Raw genomic sequence first — 23,153 nt, 5'->3', positions numbered from 1 at the left:
AAGACTGTTACGTGCTACTCACAATTATATGAAGGCAGCCTGGAAACGGCAGATTGCAATCAGGTCAAGGGCTGGTTATGGGACAAGAACCACCCGAATACGGCCATGACGGTCGAGCTTTTGGAAGGCAGCACGGTACTTGCCAGCATGGTAGCCAACACCTACCGTTCAGACCTCAAGGACCTGGGCAAGGGCAGTGGCAACTACGGTTTCAGCTTTGCTTTCCCTGCGGCCCTCAAAGATGGGAAGGCACATGAGCTGAGCGTGCGGGTAAAAGGCGACAGCTATGTGCTGCCCGGATTACAGACAGTTACTTGCGCAGTGCCATCGCTATATGACGGACGCTTGGAATCAGCCGATTGTAGCAGTGTCCGTGGCTGGGTGTGGGATAAAAACTATCCTGAGGCTGCTCTAACCTTAGAACTGGTCGAGGGGGCTACTGTGTACGCAACCTTAATTGCTAATTCTTATCGATCCGATATCAAAGCTGCTGGTAAGGGTACAGGGAATTATGGCTACAATTTTACACTTCCGGATGTGTTGAAGGACGGTCTTCCACATCAATTGAGTGTTAGAGTTAAAGCAAATGGTTATCAACTAATTGGTTCGCCGAAGAGTTTAACTTGCAATTCTGAGCTATTTGAAGGTATTCTTGAAACGGCTGACTGTAGCTTAACGAAGGGTTGGGCTTGGGATAAGAATCATCCGGCTTCTACAATGACTGTTGAACTTGTTGAAGGTAGTGTGGTACATGCGACGGTAGTAGCCAATGGTTTCCGGTCAGATATTAAGGACACTGGCAAGGGTAGCGGTAATTACGGATTTAGCTTTTCAACGCCTGCGACATTGAGGGACGGCAAGCCACACCAGGTAAGCATGCGAATAAAGGGAAGCAATTACACTTTGCCGGGATCAGCAAGGGAAATTAATTGTCCCGCTGTTTCCCAGTACTTTGGAAACATGGAGGTAGCCGATTGCGGCAATGTTAAAGGTTGGGTGTGGGATAAAAGCTATCCAGACGCAACTGTGACTGTTGAGTTGATTGAGAGTAACGTATCACTTGCATCTATGGTTGCGAGTACCAGCAGACTTGATGTTAAAGCGGCTGGCTTTGGGACAGGCAATTACGGTTTCCATTTCGCATTGCCGGCTATCCTTAAAGATGGGCAGCCTCATCAACTTAGTGTTCGTGTCAAAAATAGCAATTATATCTTAGGCGGATCGCCAAAGGCAATCACTTGTCCTTCATCTGCACGCATTGTTACGATGGAGGAGCCAATTCAGGAGATGCCAGATTTTGTGATAAAACAAAGTAGGCAGACGGATTTAACAATTGATCTGGTTGTGGCACCAAACCCAACGAGAGGTAAGATCATTGCAAGTTACTTTTTGGAAAGTAATGCTTCCGCTGAATTGACTGTTATAAATATATTGGGTAGGCAGGTTTGGAGACAGGTGCTAAAAGGAACAGGAGAACGAGCTGATGTGCCCTTCGATCTCAGTCAACATGCAGACGGCGTCTACTTATTGAAAATAATATCTGGCAATCATATGGAAGTTAAGCGGCTTGTTCTTGCAAAATAAACCTGAAGCGTCATAATCCAATCTAGTATTTTCCAGACTGCAAAAAAGGTGGGGCAGTGATGTTAAGTTTACCATCACCGCCCCACCATCACCTCCTGATGCTTCCACAATTCCTGAAAAACACCATTCCTGCCCCGCAGATCCACAAACGTCCCTTCGTCCACCAAACGCCCATTACGCAAAATATATACGTAATCGAATTTTGCAAGCAAGTGCAGCCGGTGCAGGGTTGTGAGGACGGCTTTGTCTTTAGCCTCTTCGAACATTTGTCGTAAATCTGCGATTCGGTCTTTGGATCTACGCTGCTGGTCGGTTCATCGAGGAGAACAATTTCGCTGCTGCGGGCCGCTAGAATGCCCCTTGCTAGCGCCAGCCTTTGTTTTTGTCCGCCGGAAAGGTTTACGCCTTTTCCTTGAATATTGAATTGAAGTCCGTTGGGGAGTTTTTCAATCACTTCGGTAAAATGGGCGGTTTGACATACCTGCATGACTCTTCCTGACTGAAAGGCGCCCAAGCGTAATGTTGTATTCAATGGTGTTTTCAAAAATCTCCGGATCTTGCGGGAAGAGTGTGATTTGGTCTGCGATCATTTGCATATGCGCCGAATATAACTTGTTGACCAGCACTTTTGTCCCAGTCTTAGGATTGTCAAGTCCGCGTAATAATGCCAGAAGCGTGCTCTTTCCATTTCCACTTTTCCTTATGAATGCAATCCGTTGTCTTTATTGAATTCTAAGATTCAAGCCACGCAGGCTGTGCGCCTGTTTGTCTTTATCATAAACTTGTCCATAAGAAAAATTCAAATTGCTGTTCGCTATTTCGCGCCAGTTATGCGACAGTGTCTCAGCGGCATCTGACCTGTGTTGCTTTTTGTATGTTTCGGAGATTGATCTTGCCGTTTGCACTTCGGTGTTGTAGCGAAAGATTTCCGTTTATTGCCAGGCAATGTCTTGAAAGACACTGGTAAACTGATTGACATAACTGAGCAGCGTAACCAGGCCGCCCACAAGAAACACTTGGCTGGGATAATAATTTTGATAAATATAGCCGATTGTTACCACTACATAAATGAGCGCAATAAACATGCCAGCAGTAAAGCATTTCCATTCGTTTATAATAAGAGATTTAATGTAAGGAAGATAAACCTCATCCACTTTGCTCATCAAGCTTACCTTCATTTTCTTCTCGCGGCGGAGTGTAATGACTGTAATATTATTAGACAAACTGTCAAAAGCGTTGAAGACACAACATGCTCCTTCTCGTTTGTTTCATCCAGTGCTTTGATAAACGGTTTGTCAAATTTGAATATTACCCAGACATTAATGATTCCGATCAAAACTCCAATCGATCCGAGAAGCGGTGAGAACTAAACAATCGCTATGAATGAAGTTATGAATTTTGCAAAGGCATGCAAGAACATAAACCCATTTTGAAAAAACTCTTTAAGCGCTTCGTACGCTTTCCTGATGTGGTTAATGGTCGAGCCGCTGCGATGGTCCTGGTGCCAGCTGATAGGCAGGTGCAGCGCCTAATGGTACATCTCATCAAGAAAATTTTTGATCAGATCGAATGCCAGTTTCTGCTCCATAATGCGGGCGGGTCCGTGAAATGCCCACTCGTTTAACGTCAGTAAAACATAGGCTCCTGCATAAATCCACGTACTGTCGAGTACACTGGCAGGGTCTTTTTGGATGGACAGTACAAACGAGCCATAGAACAAGGGATGAGCGGCCAAGACCAGATTCGCCATGACGAACATTGCATACACGAGGACGTATTTTCTTCTTTGCTCGCGGGCATCGCCAGGGCTGTGGCAAGCAGGGATATATGGATTCTTCATTCAGTCCGTTTCGTATAATGAAGATAGCAACTAACGAGTCTTCTTACATTATCAACGAGGCGGGTTTAATTTTTAAGGGAAGAGTAGTTTTTTATCAAATCTGATTTACATGTAAAAGAGTTTATATCGCCCAACTACACAGAGAATTTCATCCTTATGAAAAAAACATTTAATAATTTGTTCATAGTGCTCGTCGTGAGCCTCAGCCTCCAATTCCCCGCCTCCGCCCAGGACGGCTGGATCACCCTCTTCAACGGCAAAAACTTCGACGGCTGGAAAATCGGCGCTAACTCTTCCTCCTTCACCATCGTAGACGGAAACATTCAAGTAGCCGGCCCCAGAGCGCACTTGTTCTACGATGGCCCTGTTAAAAACCACATGTTTAAGAATTTTGAATTCAAAGCAACGGTGATGACTAAACCGGGTGCGAATTCTGGGATTTTTATCCATACCGCTTATCAGGAAGATGGCTGGCCTGCCCAGGGTTATGAAGTGCAGGTGAATCAGTCACATACAGATTACAAGCGCACAGGCAGTTTGTACAATGTTGTTGATGTGAAGGAAACATATGTGAAGGATGGTGAGTGGTATACGGAATACATCAAGGTGGAGGGCAAGCATATTACCATTAAGATCAATGATAAGGTGGTTGTAGATTACGAGGAAACCGATGTGGACAAGAGAGAGGGGGATATGAAAAACAAATTCCTTAAAGCCGGAACATTTGCTTTGCAGGCGCATGATCCTAAAAGTGTTGTGCTTTATAAGGACATTATGGTGCGTCCGTTGACAGAATAAATCCTGTAAAACTTCACATTGCAACATGGAAAATGTTGTCCGTTTTGAATCAATATTAGATCGCCTCCCAAAAAAGGGAGGCGAATTTTATATGGTCGTACCTGATGAAGTGGCCGTGCAGTTTGTACAGGGGCGCAAGCCTGCCCGGGTCAGGTGCTTGTTGAATGGTCATGTCGATTTTCAATGTGCGATCCGGCCGAAGGGTGGGGGAGGTTTCTACATTAATATAGGAACGCCGCTCAGGCAACAGGGAAAATTGGTGCTGGGACAGAAGTTGCATGCGGAAGTCAGGCCAGATGACAGTGAGTTTGGCCGCGATGTGCCGGAAGAGTTGCAGGAGCTGCTGGAAATGGATGAGGTGGGGAAACGGCTCTTTGATGAATCCCTGCCCAGCCATCAGCGCGCCATCATTTATTATGTTGCAGGCGCGAAATCGGTTCAGGTGCGTATCGACCGGGCGATAATGATGATCAATCGGTTAAAAGTGAAGTAGCTTCTTCATTTGTTTGCAACTGATGTTGCGATAGCAACCCCTATCTCACTCCATGTTTTCATTTTCAGCCGGATATTTTTTATATTTGTTCAAATCAAGCGGTTTGCTGACTGGGAAATATTGAAGTCAGCTCTTTTTTTAACGCGTCCGTAGACACTTAAACCTATGGACTTTACAAGCTGAATTTTGAATTTCAATGAATTTGAACTCCACGAAGACGTGCTCAACGCCGTGGATTCCATGAACTACCAGCAGGCAACACCTATTCAGGAGCAAGCAATCCCTTACATTCTTGGCGGCAAAGACCTGCTCGCCTGCGCCCAAACGGGTACAGGTAAAACAGCCGCATATCTGATCCCGATCCTTGATAAGGTTGCCCACGAAAATAACGGGAACACTGGCGCATTGATCCTCGTGCCAACGCGCGAGCTCGCTGTGCAAATTGATCAGCAGATCCAGGGACTGGGTTACTTCGTTGGCGCAACCAGTATTGCGGTTTATGGTGGTAACAAGGGTCCGGAATGGGACCAGCAGAAGAAAGCATTAACGCAGGGAGCAGATATCATTATAGCAACTCCGGGAAGGCTCATCGCACACTTGCAGTTAGGATATGTGACCTTTGGAAATGTAAAACACCTGGTGCTGGACGAAGCAGACAGGATGCTGGACATGGGTTTTCTGAGCGATATCTTGAAGATTATGAGCTTTTTGCCGGCAAAAAGACAAACGCTCATGTTCTCAGCGACAATGCCGCCAAAAATCGGAGACCTGGCGAAACGGATCTTGCAAAACCCTGAGGAAATAAGACTTGCCGTTTCGCGTCCCGTTGACCGGATCGATCAGCAGTTCTATATGGCAAAGGACGAACAGAAACTGCCATTACTATTGCACTTGCTTAGTAAAGTGGAAAATACGAGTATGGTGCTGTTTACTTCGCGCAAATCTACGGTCGAGCCGATCGTGCGGGCGTTGCGAAAGCTTGGTCTGGCGGCAAGAGGAATCTCATCTGATTCCGAGCAGGCAGACCGTGAAATTGTATTAAGGGATTTCAAGAACAGACAATTTCCGGTGCTTGTAGCAACAGACGTACTTTCACGCGGGATTGATATTGATAACCTGAGCCATGTCGTTAATTACGATGTGCCCCGCGATCCGGAAGATTACGTTCACCGTATTGGTCGGACAGCCCGTGCAGAAACGAAGGGCACGGCGATCACGTTTATCAATGAGCAAGATCAGAAATACGTAATGAAGATTGAAAGGCTTTTCGAAAAGGAACTTGAAAAGCAATCTATAACCCAGGATTTGGGCCTTGGAGATGCGCCTGTATTTGAGCCACGGCGTGCAAGGCCATCCGGTGGTCGCAAGCCGGGGCCAGGCAGCAAGCCTGCTCATAAACCTTCGGGAAGACCTAAAAGACGTAAACCTAATAAAGAAACCAAAAATCCTACTCGGGCATAGCCTGTCAGCGTTTGTCGAAAATGACGCAGCAAAAGCGACGAAGGATATAACTATATCAATTTTTATTTTAAGGATAAGAATGATATAAATGTGTTATGCCTTTTTTGCCTTTCATTTGCTTAATTTTTAAGTCGTCATGATTAAACTAAAATACCGTACTATTGGACCGTTTGATAGATTGGATAAGGAACCATAGGTTCAGCGTCACAGATCCGCCCATTGTATCAATGGAAGGCCTGTTCTCACTGCTGTTGCTTTTGCTGTTGAGTCTGGTTGCTGTATTTTTTCACCTTATCCGTATTTTCTTTAATTCCCCCGTTGACTTTTCAATGGACTGGAATTTGTTTTTAAGCTGGATTCCGCTGATCACTGCCTTCCTGGCCGATAATTTCACAAAACGCTTCGGCAGCATTCCATTAACGCTGATCGTTTTAACCACGCTCTGGCTTGCATTTTTTCCGAATGCGCCTTATATGATCACGGATCTGGCTCACTTAACCGTTGATTACCACCGAGATCTGACTTGGCATGATGTAATTATGCTCTTCTTTTACGCAGAAGTAAGCCTTTTCAATGGTTTGGTGTCGCTATATTGGATTCACCGCTCCTGGCGCCGTGTTTTTTCCCGGCGTGTAAGCATTACATTCCTTTTATTAAGCCTTCCGCTGGCCGGTTTTGGGGTTTACCTGGGAAGGGTGAGGCGCATGAACAGCTGGGATATTATCCATGATCCAAGGGCTATCCTGAACAACCTGATAGAAAGCGCGATGGACCGGACCGCCTGGGTTTTCAGTATGGAAATTGGTATGCTACTCGGGATTTTATATCTGGTGCTTTGGGTCATCGTGCGTTTCCGGATCAGGTATAGCAAGAAGAATCAGGCAGTGGAGTAGGATTTAGTCATGAAATCAATGTCACTTTGATATGCAGATATCCGATAACGTTAAGGACTCTTATTCGTCACAATATAATGATGACTCCGTTTCCTGGCGCAACACCGGGGCCAAATACAAGGCGCGTAACATTGTAGCACTTTCCAAACACATTAACTTCAAAAATGTGCTAGAAGTAGGCGCAGGGGAGGGAAGTATCCTGAACTGGCTTTCCCAGTGGGATTTCTGCAAGGATCTAAACTGCGTTGAAATTTCTGAAAGTGGCATTGGCTTAATCAAGTCCAAGCAAATCAAGCATTTGAACGACGTCCTGCTTTTTGATGGATACCAAATTCCATATCCTGACAATCATTTTGATCTGGTTATCTGTTCGCATGTCTTGGAGCATGTTGAGCATGAGCGCATCCTTTTAAGGGAGATTAAACGCGTTTCTAAATATCAGATTTTTGAAGTGCCCATTGATTTTTCTTTTTATGTAGATAAAAAAGTCAAGCATTTCCTATCCTACGGGCACATTAATATTTACACGCCTGCATTACTCCGGTTCCTGCTGATGTCTGAGAACTTTCAGATCAAAAAGGACATTTGCCATCTTTATGATGACGAAGTGATCAAGCCGCTTTATAAAAACAATCCCTCAGGTTTTTATCTTACAAAAATCAAACATTTCGTTTTGCGGCTCTTTCCATATCTGATGGGCATCAAGCCCAATGCTTATGCGGTGCTGACAGAGAAAACTGAGAAGGATCTCTCCATATTTTAAGTGACAGAGCCGACACATTCACCCCTTCAAATCCTTTATCAGGACGCTGATCTCGTAGCGATCAATAAACCAAACGGACTGCTCGTCCACCGCTCACCCATTGCAGCAGATGCAGACGTCTTCGCTGTCCAGATACTCAGGGACCAGCTCGGCCAAAAAGTATATCCCGTTCACCGTCTCGACCGAAAAACTTCCGGCGTATTGCTCTTTGCATTGAACGAAGAAATGAACAGCCTGATGCAGCAACAGTTTCAGGAAGGCAAAGTTGAAAAAACCTATCATGCCATTGTCAGAGGCTACACGCCCGATCAGCTTGACATTGATTACCCCTTAAAAAAAGAAGACGGCACCATCCAGGAAGCCTTCACCTCACTACGCACCCTGCAAAGAACAGAAGTCAATTTCGCCATCGGAAAGCACCCGACTTCCCGCTATTCTCTGGTCGAGCTGAAACCCACCACCGGCCGCATGCACCAGCTGCGCAAACACATGGCCCACATTTTCCACCCCATAATCGGCGACAGGCCGCATGGATGTAACAAGCAGAACCGGTATTTTAAGGAGGAGTTAGGGATGAGTACAATGATTCTGCATGCGTCAGAAATAGAATTTCAGGTGCCCAACAAAACCGGGGAGCTGCGAATCCATGCTAACTTCCAACCAGATTTTCTGGAAGTTTGCCAAAAGCTATCGTTCCGGAGCCAGCACATTCAAGAACCGGATGATCTAATAAGCTAAACGCTACCTCAGACTTCACTTCCCAACATTAAACCGCTCTATTTCCCTAAGCATCTCCAAAGACCTTACCATAGGATCCCAATCCTTGCCCCTAAAAAGCAGTTTAAACCACTTCTTATCCCGATTTTCATATTTGATATTGAAAAAAAGCCATAGGGCCGCCACCAAAAAAATTAATGTTACAATCACCTGGGCGGTTAACCATCCTTGGTTGGCAAACATTTTTTGCTGGATGCTGAAAGTCGTCCAGACAGGTGCATGCAGAAACATCAGCTTGTATATCCATAGCGTAGAGCTTTTTAACTTCGCCAATCGGAACTGTGTTGTTAGCAGGGGCTCGCCCAGGTCTGTTTGATAGATCAATGCAAGCTGGTAAATATAGATTGCGATCACAATTGTCAAAAGCACGGCATGCGTAGCGATCGAAAACCAGAAAAACGGGCTGGCGTAGGCGTAGGTTTGATACAGCACAGCGCTCAGGAATGCGATCCATATCAAGCTGGCCATGACTATAAAAAGCTTCATGGGAACCATCGAGCTCACCAACGACTTGATTTTGATCAGCGTAATGGCACTGGCATTCTGCCGGTTTAAAACCAGGTTTTCTTCGAGTTTCTGATCATAGGAACGCCACAAGGCGATCAATTCTGACTGATGCATATGCTTAGGGTTTTAATGTTGCAAATTTTTGTTTGAGCTGCTCTTTAATGCGGAAAACTTTGGTTGAAACATTTGAAGGAGTTATGCCCAGGATATCGGCAATCTCCTGATGGCTGCGATCTTCCAGATAGAGCAGGATAAGTGCACGGTCAAAATCATTCAGCTGCCGGATAAAGCGGTGAAGCATGGAAAGTTCCGAATCCGGATCCACCTGTTCGTCCGTGGCGATGAAGCTAATAATCTCCTCAGTTAGCGGCTGATTACGTTTATTTCGGCTTGACTGTTTCCGGTAAAACGAGATCGAAACGTTCAATGCAATGCGGTATATCCAGGTAGTTATCTTAAACTCCGCATCGTATTTGGGATAAGCTTGCCAGAGCTGTACGATAATTTCCTGCAAAAGGTCCTTCCTATTTTCCCTGTCCTTACAATACGCATTGGCCACTTTAAAAATGATCCCCTTGTTGTCCTCAAGCATATTCAGGAAGTTGTCTTTGTCAGAGGGCTGCATGAGGATTTTTTAGTGTTATCGCTTGGGAAACAGTGCGGGTTCAGACAATTATTCGCAGCACCAACAATTAAATCACAGAATTACATTAATTTTTAACATTTAAAATGTCTGGAGCGACACGAGCAATAGCACTTGGTCCTGTAAGCTTATAACTTGCTTGCCTATATTTCTATATAAATTGCTACTCGACAGATCAAAATAATTGTATTCAAACTAAAACTAATTGTATTTTTATAAATGAATGAAGAGGTACATGAAGTTGAAGTCGAAAAAAGCGACGCCGTTCCGCTTTCTGTTTGGGAACAGAGAAGATTGAGGACACTGCTAGGCTATTCAATTCTGGATACGGCAGGGCAGGAAGAGTTTGACGGTCTTGCAGATCTGGCTTGCCTGGCGTGCGACGCGCCAGTGTGCATCATCACATTTATTGATCAAAAAAGGCTTTGGATCAAGTCCAGCCGAGGAACCCATTTAAGCGAAATTGATCGCAGAGCCTCTTTTTGTCAGTATACCATCCTGCAAGATTCGGTTTTTGAAATCGAAGATGTTAGCCTGGATGATCGCTTTCGGGGCAACGACCTACTGAATGAACAACCTGACCTTCGTTTTTACGCAGGCTACCCACTTACAGATTCCTCAGGCTACCCATTGGGCGCGATCTGTGTGCTGGATGATAAAGTCCGAAAACTTACCGAGGTTCAAAGCAAGGCGCTGCGACTGATTGCTTCCCAGGTTATGGCCCTGGTAACATATCATAAAGAACGCATGCAGGCTGGCATACAGCGGCAGGGCAATGATAACGCCTTTATTAAAGAGAAAACGAGCAGCGAAGAAAAACTAAAATCATTTTTTGAGAGCTCTCAGGGGCTCATGTGCACCCATGATCTGGATGGCAACTTTACTGCCGTTAACTCTGTTGGGGCGGATCTTTTGGGATATACCGTCGAGGAGTTTTTGAAAATGAATTTGCTGGATGTGACCCCGATGAAACACCGGCAAGGCTTACAGGATTACTTCCAGCAGATCACGCATTTGGGCAAATCCAGCGGTTTGATGACAACCGTGCATAAGGACGGGCGTCAGGTTATTTGGAGTTATCGCAACGCACTGGTTATGGACGGAAATGGACATGGTTATGTTGTGGGTAACTGCATAGACATTACCCAAATGCATAATCAGGCCAAAGAACTGCTGCGAACACAGCAAATGCTCATGCAGACCAGCCTGATAGCAGGGATAGGAGGATGGGAATACAATTTGAATGAAAAAGAACTTTACTGGTCTGATCTGGCTAGCAAAATCTACCAGCAGGATCCTGATTTGAAGCTCAATATTGATAATGTATTGAACCTTTATAAAGCAGGGGAGAGCAGGGAAAAGGTGATAATGGCCATAGCGGATGCCACCAATCATGGCACGGCTAAGGACATAGAAGTTCAGATTGTAACCGGTAAACACGAAGAGCGATGGGTGCGGCTCGTTGTCAATGCAGAATTCCGACAAGGGAAATGTAAAAAGCTTTACGGGACGGTTCAGGACATTGATGAGAAGAAAAAAACAGCATTGCAGGTTGAGCATACCAAAGAGCAGCTTAGCATGCAGCAGGCGCGCCTGTTGGCATTTGTTGAGCACATTCCTGCCGTTGTGGCCATGCTCGACAATGATATCCGGTATTTGGCCGTAAGTCGTAAGTGGGAACAGGAATATGGATTGCGTAGCCAAGATATTATCGGCATAAGTCATTACGATGTCTTTACCGATACGGAGCAGGAGTGGAAGGATATACACCAACAGGCCCTTGCAGGCAAACGCATGCTGCGTGGAGAGCAAGTATCCCGACCGGATGGATGGAGCCATGACCGGTATCTGACGTGGGAAGTCTGGCCCTGGTTTCAGTTTGATGGCGCCATTGGAGGCATTATAACGCTTATTCAGGATGTTACGGAAATGGAGCTGCACCGGCAGGAACTGAAAACGGCCCGCCATCTCGCTGAACAGGCCAATATGGCCAAGTCAGAGTTTTTGGCCAACATGAGCCATGAGATACGAACGCCCCTGAATGGCGTAATCGGCTTTACAGACCTGGTTCTTAAAACGCATATGAGCGATACGCAGAAGCAATATCTGAGCTTCGTTCACCAATCTGCCAACACATTGCTGAGCATTATCAATGATATTCTGGATTTTTCTAAAATTGAAGCGGGTAAGCTCGAACTGGATATTGACAAATATGATATCTATGAAATAGCAGCGCAAACCGCCGACATTATTTCGTTTCAGGTACAAAATAAAGGACTTGAAATGCTACTGGATATTCCGGCTTGTCTGCCGCAGTATGTGTGGGTGGATGATATCAGACTGAAACAGGTGTTAATAAATTTATTAAGTAATGCGGCCAAATTTACCGAATGCGGAGAAATTGAGCTTAAAATTGAGATTCTGGACTACCGCCCGGAAAATGACGATAAGATTACGTGCCGCTTTATTGTGCGTGATACAGGCATCGGCATCCGAGAAGAAAAGAAGGTCAAAATATTTGAAGCCTTTTTACAGGAAGACGGTTCGACAACGAAGCGGTATGGAGGAACCGGGTTAGGGCTAACGATCTCTAATCAGCTTCTGGCCCTCATGGGCAGCAGCCTTCATTTGGATAGTGCCGTTGGGGTTGGCAGCACGCTATATTTTGATCTAACCATGAGGTCAGAGCGCGGAGATTCCATTCCAAACGAGGCCATCACCAACATTGACCGGGTGCTGATCGTTGACGATAATACGAAAAGTCGCCAGCTGATAGAACGAATGCTGGACCAGCTGGGAATCAAATCAGATCAAGCTGGGAATGGAGCGCAGGCATTGGATATACTTTCGGCTGATCCAGCTTATAATGTTGTGTTAATAGATTATCACATGCTCGATATGGATGGGCTGGAAACGGTTCGCCGGATCCGGCAGACATTTTCGGCCGCTCAGCTTCCTATCATTTTACTTAACAGCTCGGCAGATGACGCAGTCGTTCTTCGCGCATCCCAGGAGGCGCATATTAACTCGCGGTTGATGAAACCCATTAAATTGGGGAATATAGCGCTTTCACTTGCCAATTTGTCGCCTGACGAACCTCAGCAGCAAACTCCCGCTGCGGCTGAGGAACAGGGTTTTACTTCCAAAGCGCTTAACATTCTTGTTGCCGAGGATCATCTTATTAATATGATCCTTGCCAAAACCGTCATTAAAAAGCTTGCAGCGAATGCAACGATATGGGAAGCGGCCAACGGCCTGGAAGCATTGGCGCTGTGTCAGAAGCAGTTACCGGATTTGATCTTTATGGACATTCAGATGCCGCTGATGAATGGTCATGAGGCAACTTCGCAGATCAGGAAGCTGCCGGGTGCTGATAAAGTGCCCATTGTCGCTTTGACTGCCGGAAATGTGATCGGAGAAAAAGAACGATGTCTTGAAGCCGGTATGGACGATTTCGTGGCCAAACCATTTGTCCAAAATACAATTTGGCAGGTATTTGCGCGGTTTTTAGATTTGAACGATCATTCCAAATAGAACGAATGCAAGCAATAATTGCATTCTCAATACTGCTTCACTGACCAATATTTAAGGAATCTCATGGCATTGGCCCGAGTTTAGTATATATGATATTAGCGTCTATATCGCTAATATCGAATATAGCGCAACAGTATTGCTTTCGTATTAATCTAATTAACGGGATGAGTAAATTTAAAGTAGAAGTTTTGTCTTTTGAGCACATTCAGGAATTGCCTGGATCCTGGGAAAAAAATGATTTGGTGAACCTCTTGGAGGCAATGGATTACCAAAATCCCAACGAAATAAAGGAAGCTGAGTTGAAGGAAATGTGCATGATGTCGCTGACTGATTTTGAGCCGGAAGAGGCGGCAAAAATTGTTTTGGATTACACCATCGCCGGGCGGCTGACCGAGGGCCAGATCCAAAATCTATCCCATGAGATCTTAACTGAAAAACTTTGGGAAGAATACCCGGAGCTAGCCTTGCATCCGGATCTTTACCGCTCCACGCAGCTGCTATACGAAGCTTTTAACGGCAAGTTCCCACGCGTAGAAGCAGTCCAGTTTACGATTCAAATAAGCGGAGACATCAGTATTTTTAATGAAAATCCCGAAGCACCGATCGTTCGTATACTTGCTGCCGGCATGTCCGACAGGAGCCTGATCCATCGTCTGTTTTCTGACCAGATTGAAAGTAGCCAATTTGAAGAAGCCAAGGATATCATCTGGCAATTAAAGCAGGTTTCCCAAAGTGAGACATCGGTCACCTATGAAATCGTCAGTTCATCATACTGGCTCGATGAAATCAAATATGCTGATAGCTACGAAGCCGAAACGCATGCCGACGCTGCTGACGATGAGGAAGGTAAATAGAGGTAGTTAGATAGCGGATTATGCATAAATAGCGAGTTGTGTAGAAAATGTTTGAATATTAGTTTGAAAGTATTGTATATTGAAAATGTTTCAATCTACAAGCTTATCGAACATATATGCTCAGAACTGGCGTCTGCATCACATACCTGCTAATTTGCCTTTTTAGTTGCTCTTACCGGAACGCTTTCAGCCAGCAGGCCTCAGGCATTTCTACCAAACGTGGTCCGGAAATCGGCAGGGTCACGTTTGGTAAAGAGGTTATTTCGGGTTTGCTGGGCGAGGGGAATTTTATTGATGGTTATGTAAGAAAAAAGGGGGGCGACGAATTCATTTTTCCGGTCGGGGATAACGGTAAGCTAAGGCCCTTCAAAGCAGCGGCCGACGAAATAACGGGTGCGTACTTTCAGTCAGATCCTGGAATGCAATCTAGCGAGCTGCCAGCTAAGGGACCTTTTTCAACCTCATCCAGGGATAATGATGTCAGCGCGGTAAGTAAATTGGAATTTTGGGATATTGCCGGCAAAGGAAATACAAAATTAACACTGACTTGGAACAGTGATAGTCAGATCGGGAATCTATTGAACAACGAAGATTTGAGCAAACTAACCATTGTTGGATGGAAAGCAGGCAAATGGCTAAGAATCCCATCAAGCGTTGACAATGTCTCTATCTCAGGTGAAACCAGCTCCCTGGCAACAGGCTCAATCACTGCAAACGCGTCTTTGGTACCCGATGACTATTCTGCATATGCTCTCGGAGCACTTGGCGAGGGTGCCCTTCCCGTTGTGCTGGCCAGCTTTCATGCGAAGGTAATCGAAAAGGCTGCTCTCTTGGAATGGTCCACTGCCTCTGAGCTAAATGCAAGTCACTTCCTTGTAGAGCGCAGCGCAAACGGCAAGAGCTGGGCTTCGATTGGCAAAGTTGCTATTTCACCAGATATTGCATCCGGTGAAATTTACAACAAAAACTACCAATTCAAGGACGAACGTCCTTTGGATGGCAGCAGCTATTATCGCTTAAAAATGATTGATACGGACTCTTCCTATGCTTATAGTCAAATCAGGGAAATCAGATTTAATGTTGGATCACAAATTTCTGTTTATCCCAATCCTGCCTCTGATAAGGTATTTTTAGCAGGTGTTGCGCTAAACCAGCTTAAAAATGCTGCTCTTGTCGACCACAGAGGCGCCGTGGTTTCCAGTTTTACCAACATTTCCGATGGCATCTCCGTATCAAGTATTCCCCGGGGCATCTATATACTATTGCTAACTGACAAAAACGGGATGTCTGAGAGTCATAAGGTTGCGGTTGAGCGGTAGCTATTTATCCAGATCCCTTACGATTTCTGCCTAAGCATTTTGAGCATCCCGGCTACTTTTGGCGAGCGTTACAGATTTAACTGTTTTCTTACTGGTTAAGTAGTTGACTATCACGGCTACAACCAATGCCAATACTAGTAATACCGGCAAGTCCAGATAATGAATCTGGTTATCAATCGATATCTTGGCAATATAGAAGCTGATCACAAATACGTGCGTCAGATAGAGCGGAAGGGAAATGCTATCCAAATAGAAGAGGATATTGGAAAACAATCTGATTCGGTAGCATATGATACATATCCCTAAGTAGGCAAGGAAAGAAAAGGAATCATTATACATTTTGCCTACGGATCCAAAATACGTCACTAGCAGACCTGTTACGATGGTGGCTACCACAGTAATGACCGCGTATAGCCACAATGGTTTTGAAATGATTCTTTCCAGGGAACCGGTTTTGCAGATTACCATTCCCACAACAAATTCCCATAAAAATTGAAGGAAAAAGCTATTCAGCTGTCTGGTTTCCGTTTGACCGATATATACCACCCAGCCACTATAGATCAGCGAGATCAATGTGGAAACCAGCACAGCAGTTGCAGGCTTTGTTTTATCGACTAAGTGTCTTAGGACAGGAAAGACTAAATAAAACTGCAATAGGGTAGAGATATACCAGAAATGCCCGCCAAAACTTGAAATGTCGGAAGTGAACATTTTGTAGAGCAGAATGTGGCTTAGGTAGCTTTGCCAGCCATCATTGTATAAATTGAGCGGGATATTTAACAAAAATATCGCCGTAATAATGAAATAATAGGGTTTTACTACCCGGTTGAACCGGGCTTTGAAAAAATTCGCGACACTATTATATCGGCTGTTCATAAGGCCGTAACCTGAGGCAAAAAAGAAGAAGTGTACGCCTGCTCCCCCCAGGTTAATGGCACTGGCCATAAAAGCGGGCAGGCTCATGGGTTGCAGAAAATGAAAACACACAATTGTGGTAATCGCAAATCCGCGCCCATAGGCTAAAAATGCCTGATGTTTTTGCATGATATTACTGAAGTTGCTCAAAAATTCAAGATTTTGGGCTGTTCAAAATGGAAACACTATTTGCACTGATAATCGCTCATTTCATCAGAGTACATTGCCGGCATATATAATCTTTTTATCGGCAAGTGTGGGCCACTGCGTGTATACGCGGTCAGCGATGTGAATAGCAAGCCGGCCACTTAGGGAGATATGTTCTACATTGGCAATACTATCCAGCCATATCGTTTTTGCTCCCAGTAATTTTCCGGCCAGAATGCCAAATACACCCGGTGCCGCGCCAGTTGAAATGACGATGTCAGGTCTTGTAAATACCATCAGTTTCATCACGCGAAAAGCTACCATAAGTAATTTGAATTTATTCCAGCGGCTTGCATCCGGGATCGTATAGAACTTATGCCCTTGTACGGTATCACCCAAGTTCTTATGCGTGGAGATATAGAATACATCGTGGTCTTCAAATGCTGGTGCGATGCGTTGTAGTTCGATCCAGTGTCCGCCGCCTGAGGAGATTGCTGCAATTTTCATAATTGGAAAGTTAGATGGTTATGGAAGGGTTAAAAAGTTATAATTCAAGTGTTAGATAATTTCGCTGCTTGTGGCCACCTGCGCGCGGATTGTATCGGCAGGCAGGTCCTCATAGATGGCTTGGAGTCGTTTGGTGACTGTATGAATATCATAGCTGTCTATTAATTTCAATGATTGGCGACCCATAAGCTCTTGAAGGGACTTGTTGTTGATGAGCTTGTCTACACCAGCTTCCATGGCAACTTTATCGCCTGGCGTGATGACGTAGCCATTGATGCCATCCTTGACCACCTCCGGAATCCCACCGACATGGGTGGTAAGGATTGGTTTACCATAGCTCATGGCTTCCAGAATCGCAATCGGCAATCCTTCATTGTAGGAAGGCAGTGCCAGAACGTCACAAGCCTGTAACAGATCTTTTTTCATGTTACCATCCACCCAGCCCACATACTTGCAGATTTGATCAAGATCGTGATCTTTCAGGTAAGTTTTCAATCGCTCAACTTCACCGTCCCCGCCAATTGTCAGCGACAGTTTCCCTTGATACTCATCTTTATTCTTACTAATCACCGAAAGCAAATCGAATATTCCTTTTCGGTCACCGATTCTTCCCAGAAACAGAAAGGAGGTTGTTGTAAAATCAGCATTCCGCGCCTTTTGCTTTCTAAGCGGTATTTCTACCGGATTGTGCAAAACCACTACCTTTTTAGGGCTGAACTCTTTATTTATAAAGTTTGCCCAGCTCTCGGAAAGAACGATAATACAGTCAGCATCATTGATTAAATGCTGGATCAGACGCTTGGCAAAACCATTAGTTTCCTGATAGAATGTATGGTATTCGGCAGCGTGCAGGTGGTAGACAAATTGTTTATTGAAAATATATTTGCTGAGAAGGAATATCATGTACTTGCGATAAAAACTGCCAAATGAGGCCCCGTGCACATGAACCACGCTTATCTTCCGGTTGGTAGAGAGTCTGAGCAAGATTCTGAAAAATGAAAGAAAGAAAAACGGAATGTTGGCAATTGAACCGTAGTTTCCTTCGTAGGATGCAATGAAACCGAAATCTGGGATATTGTTTTTATAGGTTTCGATTACTGCACCCATCCCGCCTTTGTGGCGGATGTAATTAGGCCCAACATGCAGCACATTTTTGAAAGATATAGGTAAGTTCATAGTACTTCCTCGTATATTTTTTGATTGATATTCGTATTTTTTATAACCCTTGCCGGGTTTCCCGCCACTACTGAATGGGCAGGAATACTTTTAACGACCACAGATCCAGCGCCGATCGTTACATGATCACCAATTACTATATCGCCCAATATGCAGACATTGGCGCCGATATTGACATTGTTTCCGATGACAGGACATCCGCCGTTATCGGTTTTATTTCCGATTGTTGTTGCCTGGCGCAGCGTGCAGTTTTTGCCGATTTTAACATCACGATGGATAACAATTCCCGGAAAGTGGTAGACCCTCAATCCTGCTCCGATGGTGACAACGGAAGGGATTTCAATGCCGATAATCCATTCGAAGCATATTTTATAAAATGTCCGGATTGGCACCAACACAATCCGAAGTAGTATGTTACGGGTCTGGAAGTTGGCCAATCTGAAAAATAAGCCGAAAATCCTGCCCTTGGTGTTTACAGCATTTTCCGAAAAATCCTGCGTGATAAAATTATAGATATTGGCCATGGTAATGTTGAACTGTTGAGCAAGTTTGAGGTCTAAATGTGTTGGCTGGCTATCCGTTTTTGATATTTTGGATAAGCGATCCTCCCTACAAAGGCTAGCAGCTGTTTATGTGCAAACCAATTGATGTGGCAAATTAGATAAGCTAACACCTGCGCTTTTTGAACCATGTTGCAATACCCTAGTGACCGCAAGCTCAGCACGACGATTTTTTGCTTTCTCCAGACACTCATTTCGGTATAGGCAGCCTTTGATAAGGGCTCACTATTATTGACTGTTGAGAAGTAATCCTGTATCTGCGTGTTGATCCTTTTAAGCATTCCGTAGTCGACTGCGCGAGCCTGACCGAGCAGCCATTTGAGATTGTCGGGCTCGATCTGGAAGTCAAATCTGGATTGAAGCAATCCCGAGCTCAATGCAAACATTCTGCTCAACTGTCTGTCCTTTTGCGTATGATTGATGCTGGAATTGGTATCGCGATAATACAGCAAACATTCATCAATGGTATGGCAAACACAGCCGTCTTGTAACATCCTGTTCCAAAGATCAAAGTCCTCAATGTGTTCTCTGGATTCTTCATCACAGTATTGGTAGTGCTTCAATAGCTTGCTTTTAAGCATGACTCCGGGATGTGAAATGAAATTCTGAAGAATACTCAGATGCTTGATTGCCTCGGGCCCCAATGTAATCGTCGACTTTTGCTGCCGGAAATAGATGCCACTTTCCTGCATATAAAAAGCGTTGATATTGACGATGTCGATTTGCGGATCGGCATCGAAAGCAGCTTTTTGCCTTGAAAGCCTCTGGGGCAGCGAAATGTCATCGGCGTCCATTCGGGCAATAAAGTTACCCCGTGCCATTTTTACACCCAGGTTCAAGGTTTTAATCAACCTTAGATTAAAAGGGTTTTTTACATATACAATCCGCTCATCCTGATAGGATTGGATGATCTGCTCCGTATTATCGGTGCTGCCATCATTAATAATGATGAATTCAAAATTGCTGAATGTCTGATTCAGGATGCTTTCAATGGCATCTTTGAGGAAGCTGGCGCCGTTATAGACGGGCATAATTACTGAAATTTCAGGCAGCTGCATGTGACGAATTGATTACCTGGTTAAACATGCTGATATAATTCTGAGCCAATTCCTTGTTGGCGTAGCGGCGGGTGATATGTTCTTGCATCTTACTTCTGAGCTGTCCATAGTCCCGGTTGTGGTTCTCTAACCTGTCAATCATTAATTTTTCCAGATTTTTAACATCTGAGGGATCGAAAAGATATCCATTTACACCTTCAACCACCTCATCTCTGAAACCGGGGAAGTCTGAGGCCAGCACGGGCAGGTTATAATAAAATGCAACCTTCATTGCACCACTCTGAGAGACCTGCCGGTAGGGCTGAACAAAATAAGATGCATTGCTGAAAAGGGCTGGGATCTCACCATTATCAATCATGCGAATCTGGCATTCAAACAGTTCAGGATAGCGTATGAAAGATTGATAGTATTCCCAGTTTGCACAAGAGCCGTTAATGGAGATTTTGAAATTATCATATCCCTGCTCGTAAATGTTGCATGCCGCCTCGATGAGCAACTCAATATTTTTACTGTAATTAATTACTCCGAAAGACAGGAATGTAATTTTATCCTGGTCTGTATCAATGGGCTTGTAGGCTCCAAAGGATTTTAGCGCGAGATAGGTGGTAAATATCTCTGACTGAGGATAATTTATTTTGAACTTGCCGGCTTGTGACTTTGAAAACATATTGACAAACCGGGCAAAGGAATAGGAATACTTGAAAGCAATTTTAGTGATTGCTGCAAAATTAAATGCGCCTGTCACCTCGCCATCATGGGCACAGAAGATGGTCCTGTTTTTATTTAAAAGCCAAAATAGCGGCATAGAATAAGGATCAGGCACGCAGTTGAAATAATTGATATCCGAGCCGTCCCGATTGATCTTTCTGAGCAAATTCAGATAGTAACCCAGTCTCCGCGGATCACGTTGTCTGTAAGACGAATACAGGAATTCAATGCGCAGTCCATCCAGTTTCATCAGCTCCTGGAAATCAACTTCGGAAAACCGGGCATTTTTTGCAGGAAGCAATACGATCCAGTGCACATCAAATGTGTTCAGAATGTGCTTGAAGATGTCGATGTTAAAATCGCAGTCGACAAAATAATCGGGCGTAACCCAGGTGATCTTGCGTTTTGCGTTTTGAGCTTTGAGTTTAGGAAGCATACTGGTATTTTCTTTTTTCTTTAAGACTTAAAATCAAAGCGTAGCAGAATTCCTGAAAGGACAGGTGCTTTGCAGTATCCTTTAAACGCCATTTAACAAGCGAAATCAGATTGTTTGCGTTTGAATCGCAAATGGTCTGTATTTTCTTTTTTTGGATAAAGACCTTCATCTGGTTCTTGATATTCTCTCGTAAAATCACATCCACGGCATGTTGTGGTTCTTTTTGCAAAAATGTATTGAGCCACTCTTCCTCGCCTTTGATCGCTGCCAGTTTGTTGTACAGGCTTCCGTTTGAGGAGATGGAATGTGTATTTAAACGATATTCAAAAACAGGCTCATTGGTATGAGCAATGCCATTTTGCATGGAACCAATGTAAGAGGAGATGTCGTCAGAGGCCCAGGCGAGTGGAAGCTTATAAAATCCACCATTGCTTTTCAAAGTGCTGGTGCGGTAAACATAATCCGAAATGAAAAAATGACGGTTTCCCATTATACGTTGAAGAATGGCATCGTATACGCTTTCAAATTCAGGACGTGTCTCCGTGAGGCTAACAGGCTCTGAATTCTCATTGATAATCACAGAACGACAATGATATACGCCACAATCGGGATACTTGCTTATAAGGCGCGCGAATTCTGAAAGATAGTTGGGGCGCATTCTGTCATCATCACCCAGCAGTACGAAGAATTCTCCCTGCGCCAGCGACAAACACTTGTTCCAGTTATCTACAACGTGTAAAGCCCCGAAGTTTTTTTCATTTCTGAAATATCGGATTTTATCAGAATCGTACTTTCTGACAAAGGATTCAATGTCGTTGGGCGAATTGTCATCAACGATGATGAGCTCAAAGTCAGTGAAGTCTTGGCTGAGTACGCTGTCAATGCACTCCTGGAAGAACACCGTTTTATATGCGGGGATACCAATGCTGAATTTCATTATTTAGTTGCGTTTCAATTGGAACATGCTGATAACTTTCTGTTCTTCATACAGCCTGTGGTAACAGTATAGGACAAGCGCCGTGGTTATAACATAATAGTAGGAAACCAGAAAATCAGAGGATAGGGAAGTGACCATGATCATCCAGATATAATATTTTAAATAGTAATGGTCGGCATCAACAGGGATTGTGAAGCTCTTAACGAATATCATTGCAAAGCCAATGATGGCCAGTATCCCGAACACGATATATACTTCTACCAGTCCTACGTCAGAAAGGAAATACCCGTAGTTGACGCTGAGGGCGTTCAATGTCTTTCCATAATTGGATGTTTCATTAAAAAACCCGTTTCCAAATATGTAGCTGACCGTGTTGGGTGTAAACTCGGTCAGGAAATACCTGGCCGATAAAATACGGATGTATTCTTCTCCGGCAGAAGCATCTGCCTTTTGCTGCTCTGCCAAACCTCTGCTGATGGGGTTGTCGGACACCAGGAAAAGATAGCAGCCCAGGCCGAATGTAGTGATTGTGGCAATTTTCAAGGGCAGCTTTACATTGCGCAGAAAATGCAGCATATATATAAAAAGCATGACAGCAATGGTCTGCCTTGTTACCTGCAATACATTCACAATGAGTCCAAATGATGCATATCCAAGCCAAATCATCTTATTCTTTAAATCACTTGTAACTTTATTGATGGCAATAAAACAAGCCAGGAAGAATACGCCTCCACCCGGAAAATTGACCCGGATGATGCCACGATCTTCTTTGAATTCTTCAACAGTTCCAAAATAAATGGTGCCCGTATGCGTGAGTTGGAAAAGGAACAGGAGCATGTATATCAATCCATAGATAAGGACTATATTTTCAATGGTTCTGATCGATACATTTGAACCCAGCAGATAAAAGAAAACAAACCATATCATATAGGGAATCGTAGAAACGCTGTGTTCCAGACCCTGACCCCATGTATATTTTGCCATAAAAATCGATATGACTATTGCAATGCATATCAGCTGGATCGGTAAAACAAAACCACCTCTGTATCTGAAAAAATTTGGTAAGGAGATTAAAATCGCCACCACCATATATGCATAGCAAATGTTTTTAAGGATTCCCGCCTGAGCGGCCACAGCTCCGAAATACTTCAGAGAGCATATCACTAAAAAGAACAGGAATATGGTCTTTTTATCAACGATAATGTCGCGCGTACTCGGATAGGTTAAAGACTGCATATTTCGC

The 23,153-nt window shown here is 44.3% G+C and carries 24 protein-coding genes and 1 pseudogene; 10 read left to right on the top strand and 15 right to left on the bottom strand.

The window, feature by feature from the left end:
* The coding region (locus G395_RS0123325; protein WP_026632272.1) for a T9SS type A sorting domain-containing protein at positions 1-1,584 on the top strand (1,584 nt) is incomplete at its 5' end.
* 74 nt (positions 1,585-1,658) lie between these two features.
* Here the strand turns inward: G395_RS0123325 and G395_RS33025 are convergent.
* From G395_RS33025 to G395_RS33005, 5 genes and pseudogenes are all read right to left on the bottom strand, one after another.
* Positions 1,659-1,850, bottom strand: coding sequence for a hypothetical protein (locus G395_RS33025; RefSeq protein ID WP_026632271.1), 192 nt, complete (start codon positions 1,848-1,850; stop codon positions 1,659-1,661).
* 98 nt (positions 1,851-1,948) lie between these two features.
* Positions 1,949-2,071 (bottom strand): annotated as a pseudogene (locus G395_RS33020) (hypothetical protein); the annotation flags it as partial.
* Complete coding sequence (locus tag G395_RS33015) at positions 2,031-2,255, bottom strand: hypothetical protein (protein ID WP_310588919.1); 225 nt, start codon at positions 2,253-2,255, stop codon at positions 2,031-2,033. The gene G395_RS33015 and the pseudogene G395_RS33020, both read right to left, overlap by 41 nt.
* Before the next feature lie 261 nt (positions 2,256-2,516).
* Entirely contained in the window at positions 2,517-2,807 is a 291-nt protein-coding gene (locus tag G395_RS33010; protein WP_310588918.1) for a hypothetical protein, read from the bottom strand.
* A 305-nt stretch (positions 2,808-3,112) separates the two neighbouring features.
* The gene (locus G395_RS33005) at positions 3,113-3,424 is read right to left on the bottom strand and encodes a hypothetical protein (protein ID WP_026632268.1); all 312 of its coding nucleotides are present in this window, start codon (positions 3,422-3,424) and stop codon (positions 3,113-3,115) included.
* 156 nt (positions 3,425-3,580) lie between these two features.
* Between G395_RS33005 and G395_RS0123300 the strand changes: the two genes are divergently transcribed.
* The 6 genes from G395_RS0123300 (at position 3,581) to G395_RS30125 (ending at position 8,570) form a co-directional block, all read left to right on the top strand.
* Positions 3,581-4,222: a 3-keto-disaccharide hydrolase gene (locus G395_RS0123300; protein ID WP_026632267.1), complete on the top strand. Its 642-nt coding sequence runs from the start codon at positions 3,581-3,583 to the stop codon at positions 4,220-4,222.
* Positions 4,223-4,247: 25 nt separating this feature from the next.
* Positions 4,248-4,715, top strand: coding sequence for a YdeI/OmpD-associated family protein (locus G395_RS0123295; RefSeq protein WP_026632266.1), 468 nt, complete (start codon positions 4,248-4,250; stop codon positions 4,713-4,715).
* A gap of 186 nt (positions 4,716-4,901) precedes the next feature.
* Entirely contained in the window at positions 4,902-6,176 is a 1,275-nt protein-coding gene (locus G395_RS30130; RefSeq protein WP_084439791.1) for a DEAD/DEAH box helicase, read from the top strand.
* Between the two features lie 227 nt (positions 6,177-6,403).
* Positions 6,404-7,069 (top strand): DUF1361 domain-containing protein, encoded by a 666-nt coding sequence (locus G395_RS0123285; protein ID WP_026632265.1) that lies wholly within the window; start codon positions 6,404-6,406, stop codon positions 7,067-7,069.
* Between the two features lie 31 nt (positions 7,070-7,100).
* The gene (locus tag G395_RS0123280; protein WP_026632264.1) at positions 7,101-7,832 is read left to right on the top strand and encodes a class I SAM-dependent methyltransferase; all 732 of its coding nucleotides are present in this window, start codon (positions 7,101-7,103) and stop codon (positions 7,830-7,832) included.
* Entirely contained in the window at positions 7,833-8,570 is a 738-nt protein-coding gene (locus tag G395_RS30125; RefSeq protein ID WP_051350333.1) for a pseudouridine synthase, read from the top strand.
* Positions 8,571-8,585: 15 nt separating this feature from the next.
* On the opposite strand, the gene G395_RS0123270 is transcribed toward G395_RS30125, so the two are convergent.
* Entirely contained in the window at positions 8,586-9,230 is a 645-nt protein-coding gene (locus G395_RS0123270) for a hypothetical protein (RefSeq protein ID WP_026632263.1), read from the bottom strand.
* A gap of 4 nt (positions 9,231-9,234) precedes the next feature.
* On the bottom strand, positions 9,235-9,741 hold the full coding sequence (locus G395_RS0123265) for an RNA polymerase sigma factor (RefSeq protein WP_026632262.1): 507 nt from the start codon (positions 9,739-9,741) through the stop codon (positions 9,235-9,237).
* 237 nt (positions 9,742-9,978) lie between these two features.
* Between G395_RS0123265 and G395_RS30120 the strand changes: the two genes are divergently transcribed.
* The 3 genes from G395_RS30120 (at position 9,979) to G395_RS31280 (ending at position 15,466) form a co-directional block, all read left to right on the top strand.
* Positions 9,979-13,293 carry a response regulator gene (locus G395_RS30120; protein ID WP_051350332.1) on the top strand — a complete coding sequence of 1,105 codons (3,315 nt, stop codon included), beginning with the start codon at positions 9,979-9,981 and terminating at the stop codon, positions 13,291-13,293.
* A 164-nt stretch (positions 13,294-13,457) separates the two neighbouring features.
* Complete coding sequence (locus G395_RS0123255; protein ID WP_035361914.1) at positions 13,458-14,147, top strand: hypothetical protein; 690 nt, start codon at positions 13,458-13,460, stop codon at positions 14,145-14,147.
* Between the two features lie 116 nt (positions 14,148-14,263).
* Positions 14,264-15,466, top strand: a complete 1,203-nt coding sequence (locus G395_RS31280) for a T9SS type A sorting domain-containing protein (RefSeq protein WP_026632260.1) — start codon at positions 14,264-14,266, stop codon at positions 15,464-15,466.
* Between the two features lie 30 nt (positions 15,467-15,496).
* On the opposite strand, the gene G395_RS0123245 is transcribed toward G395_RS31280, so the two are convergent.
* The 8 genes from G395_RS0123245 to G395_RS0123210 all read right to left on the bottom strand — a co-directional run bounded on the left by G395_RS0123245 (position 15,497) and on the right by G395_RS0123210 (position 23,146).
* A complete protein-coding gene (locus G395_RS0123245) occupies positions 15,497-16,510 on the bottom strand; it encodes an acyltransferase family protein (RefSeq protein ID WP_026632259.1) in 1,014 nt (337 codons plus the stop codon).
* A gap of 84 nt (positions 16,511-16,594) precedes the next feature.
* Positions 16,595-17,035: a glycosyltransferase family protein gene (locus tag G395_RS0123240; RefSeq protein ID WP_026632258.1), complete on the bottom strand. Its 441-nt coding sequence runs from the start codon at positions 17,033-17,035 to the stop codon at positions 16,595-16,597.
* A gap of 51 nt (positions 17,036-17,086) precedes the next feature.
* A complete protein-coding gene (locus G395_RS30110) occupies positions 17,087-18,211 on the bottom strand; it encodes a glycosyltransferase family 4 protein (RefSeq protein WP_051350331.1) in 1,125 nt (374 codons plus the stop codon).
* The gene (locus G395_RS0123230; RefSeq protein ID WP_026632257.1) at positions 18,208-18,735 is read right to left on the bottom strand and encodes a serine acetyltransferase; all 528 of its coding nucleotides are present in this window, start codon (positions 18,733-18,735) and stop codon (positions 18,208-18,210) included. The genes G395_RS30110 and G395_RS0123230 overlap by 4 nt, the downstream gene beginning before the upstream one ends.
* A 32-nt stretch (positions 18,736-18,767) precedes the next feature.
* On the bottom strand, positions 18,768-19,829 hold the full coding sequence (locus G395_RS31275) for a glycosyltransferase family 2 protein (RefSeq protein WP_051350330.1): 1,062 nt from the start codon (positions 19,827-19,829) through the stop codon (positions 18,768-18,770).
* Complete coding sequence (locus G395_RS0123220) at positions 19,816-20,973, bottom strand: glycosyltransferase (protein WP_026632256.1); 1,158 nt, start codon at positions 20,971-20,973, stop codon at positions 19,816-19,818. Before G395_RS0123220 ends, G395_RS31275 begins: the two co-directional genes overlap by 14 nt.
* Positions 20,963-21,910 carry a glycosyltransferase family 2 protein gene (locus tag G395_RS0123215; protein ID WP_026632255.1) on the bottom strand — a complete coding sequence of 316 codons (948 nt, stop codon included), beginning with the start codon at positions 21,908-21,910 and terminating at the stop codon, positions 20,963-20,965. Before G395_RS0123215 ends, G395_RS0123220 begins: the two co-directional genes overlap by 11 nt.
* Positions 21,911-21,913: 3 nt before the next feature.
* Positions 21,914-23,146, bottom strand: a complete 1,233-nt coding sequence (locus G395_RS0123210) for a hypothetical protein (protein ID WP_051350329.1) — start codon at positions 23,144-23,146, stop codon at positions 21,914-21,916.
* Between the last annotated feature and the right edge of the window lie 7 nt (positions 23,147-23,153).

Source organism: Dyadobacter alkalitolerans DSM 23607 (assembly GCF_000428845.1).
Taxonomy (GTDB): Bacteria; Bacteroidota; Bacteroidia; order Cytophagales; family Spirosomataceae; genus Dyadobacter; species Dyadobacter alkalitolerans.
Note: the sequence above shows the minus strand (reverse complement) of the source record. Positions and strands in the feature narration are given on the sequence as shown.

Coding starts and splice junctions, on each gene's coding strand:
- G395_RS33025 (WP_026632271.1), bottom strand. CDS start 1,850: ATGTTCGAAGAGGCTAAAGACAAAGCCGTCCTCACAACCCTGCACCGG.
- G395_RS33005 (WP_026632268.1), bottom strand. CDS start 3,424: ATGAAGAATCCATATATCCCTGCTTGCCACAGCCCTGGCGATGCCCGC.
- G395_RS0123300 (WP_026632267.1), top strand. CDS start 3,581: ATGAAAAAAACATTTAATAATTTGTTCATAGTGCTCGTCGTGAGCCTC.
- G395_RS0123295 (WP_026632266.1), top strand. CDS start 4,248: ATGGAAAATGTTGTCCGTTTTGAATCAATATTAGATCGCCTCCCAAAA.
- G395_RS0123285 (WP_026632265.1), top strand. CDS start 6,404: ATGGAAGGCCTGTTCTCACTGCTGTTGCTTTTGCTGTTGAGTCTGGTT.
- G395_RS0123280 (WP_026632264.1), top strand. CDS start 7,101: ATGCAGATATCCGATAACGTTAAGGACTCTTATTCGTCACAATATAAT.
- G395_RS0123270 (WP_026632263.1), bottom strand. CDS start 9,230: ATGCATCAGTCAGAATTGATCGCCTTGTGGCGTTCCTATGATCAGAAA.
- G395_RS0123265 (WP_026632262.1), bottom strand. CDS start 9,741: ATGCAGCCCTCTGACAAAGACAACTTCCTGAATATGCTTGAGGACAAC.
- G395_RS30120 (WP_051350332.1), top strand. CDS start 9,979: ATGAATGAAGAGGTACATGAAGTTGAAGTCGAAAAAAGCGACGCCGTT.
- G395_RS0123255 (WP_035361914.1), top strand. CDS start 13,458: ATGAGTAAATTTAAAGTAGAAGTTTTGTCTTTTGAGCACATTCAGGAA.
- G395_RS31280 (WP_026632260.1), top strand. CDS start 14,264: ATGCTCAGAACTGGCGTCTGCATCACATACCTGCTAATTTGCCTTTTT.
- G395_RS0123245 (WP_026632259.1), bottom strand. CDS start 16,510: ATGCAAAAACATCAGGCATTTTTAGCCTATGGGCGCGGATTTGCGATT.
- G395_RS0123240 (WP_026632258.1), bottom strand. CDS start 17,035: ATGAAAATTGCAGCAATCTCCTCAGGCGGCGGACACTGGATCGAACTA.
- G395_RS30110 (WP_051350331.1), bottom strand. CDS start 18,211: ATGAACTTACCTATATCTTTCAAAAATGTGCTGCATGTTGGGCCTAAT.
- G395_RS0123230 (WP_026632257.1), bottom strand. CDS start 18,735: ATGGCCAATATCTATAATTTTATCACGCAGGATTTTTCGGAAAATGCT.
- G395_RS31275 (WP_051350330.1), bottom strand. CDS start 19,829: ATGCAGCTGCCTGAAATTTCAGTAATTATGCCCGTCTATAACGGCGCC.
- G395_RS0123220 (WP_026632256.1), bottom strand. CDS start 20,973: ATGCTTCCTAAACTCAAAGCTCAAAACGCAAAACGCAAGATCACCTGG.
- G395_RS0123215 (WP_026632255.1), bottom strand. CDS start 21,910: ATGAAATTCAGCATTGGTATCCCCGCATATAAAACGGTGTTCTTCCAG.
- G395_RS0123210 (WP_051350329.1), bottom strand. CDS start 23,146: ATGCAGTCTTTAACCTATCCGAGTACGCGCGACATTATCGTTGATAAA.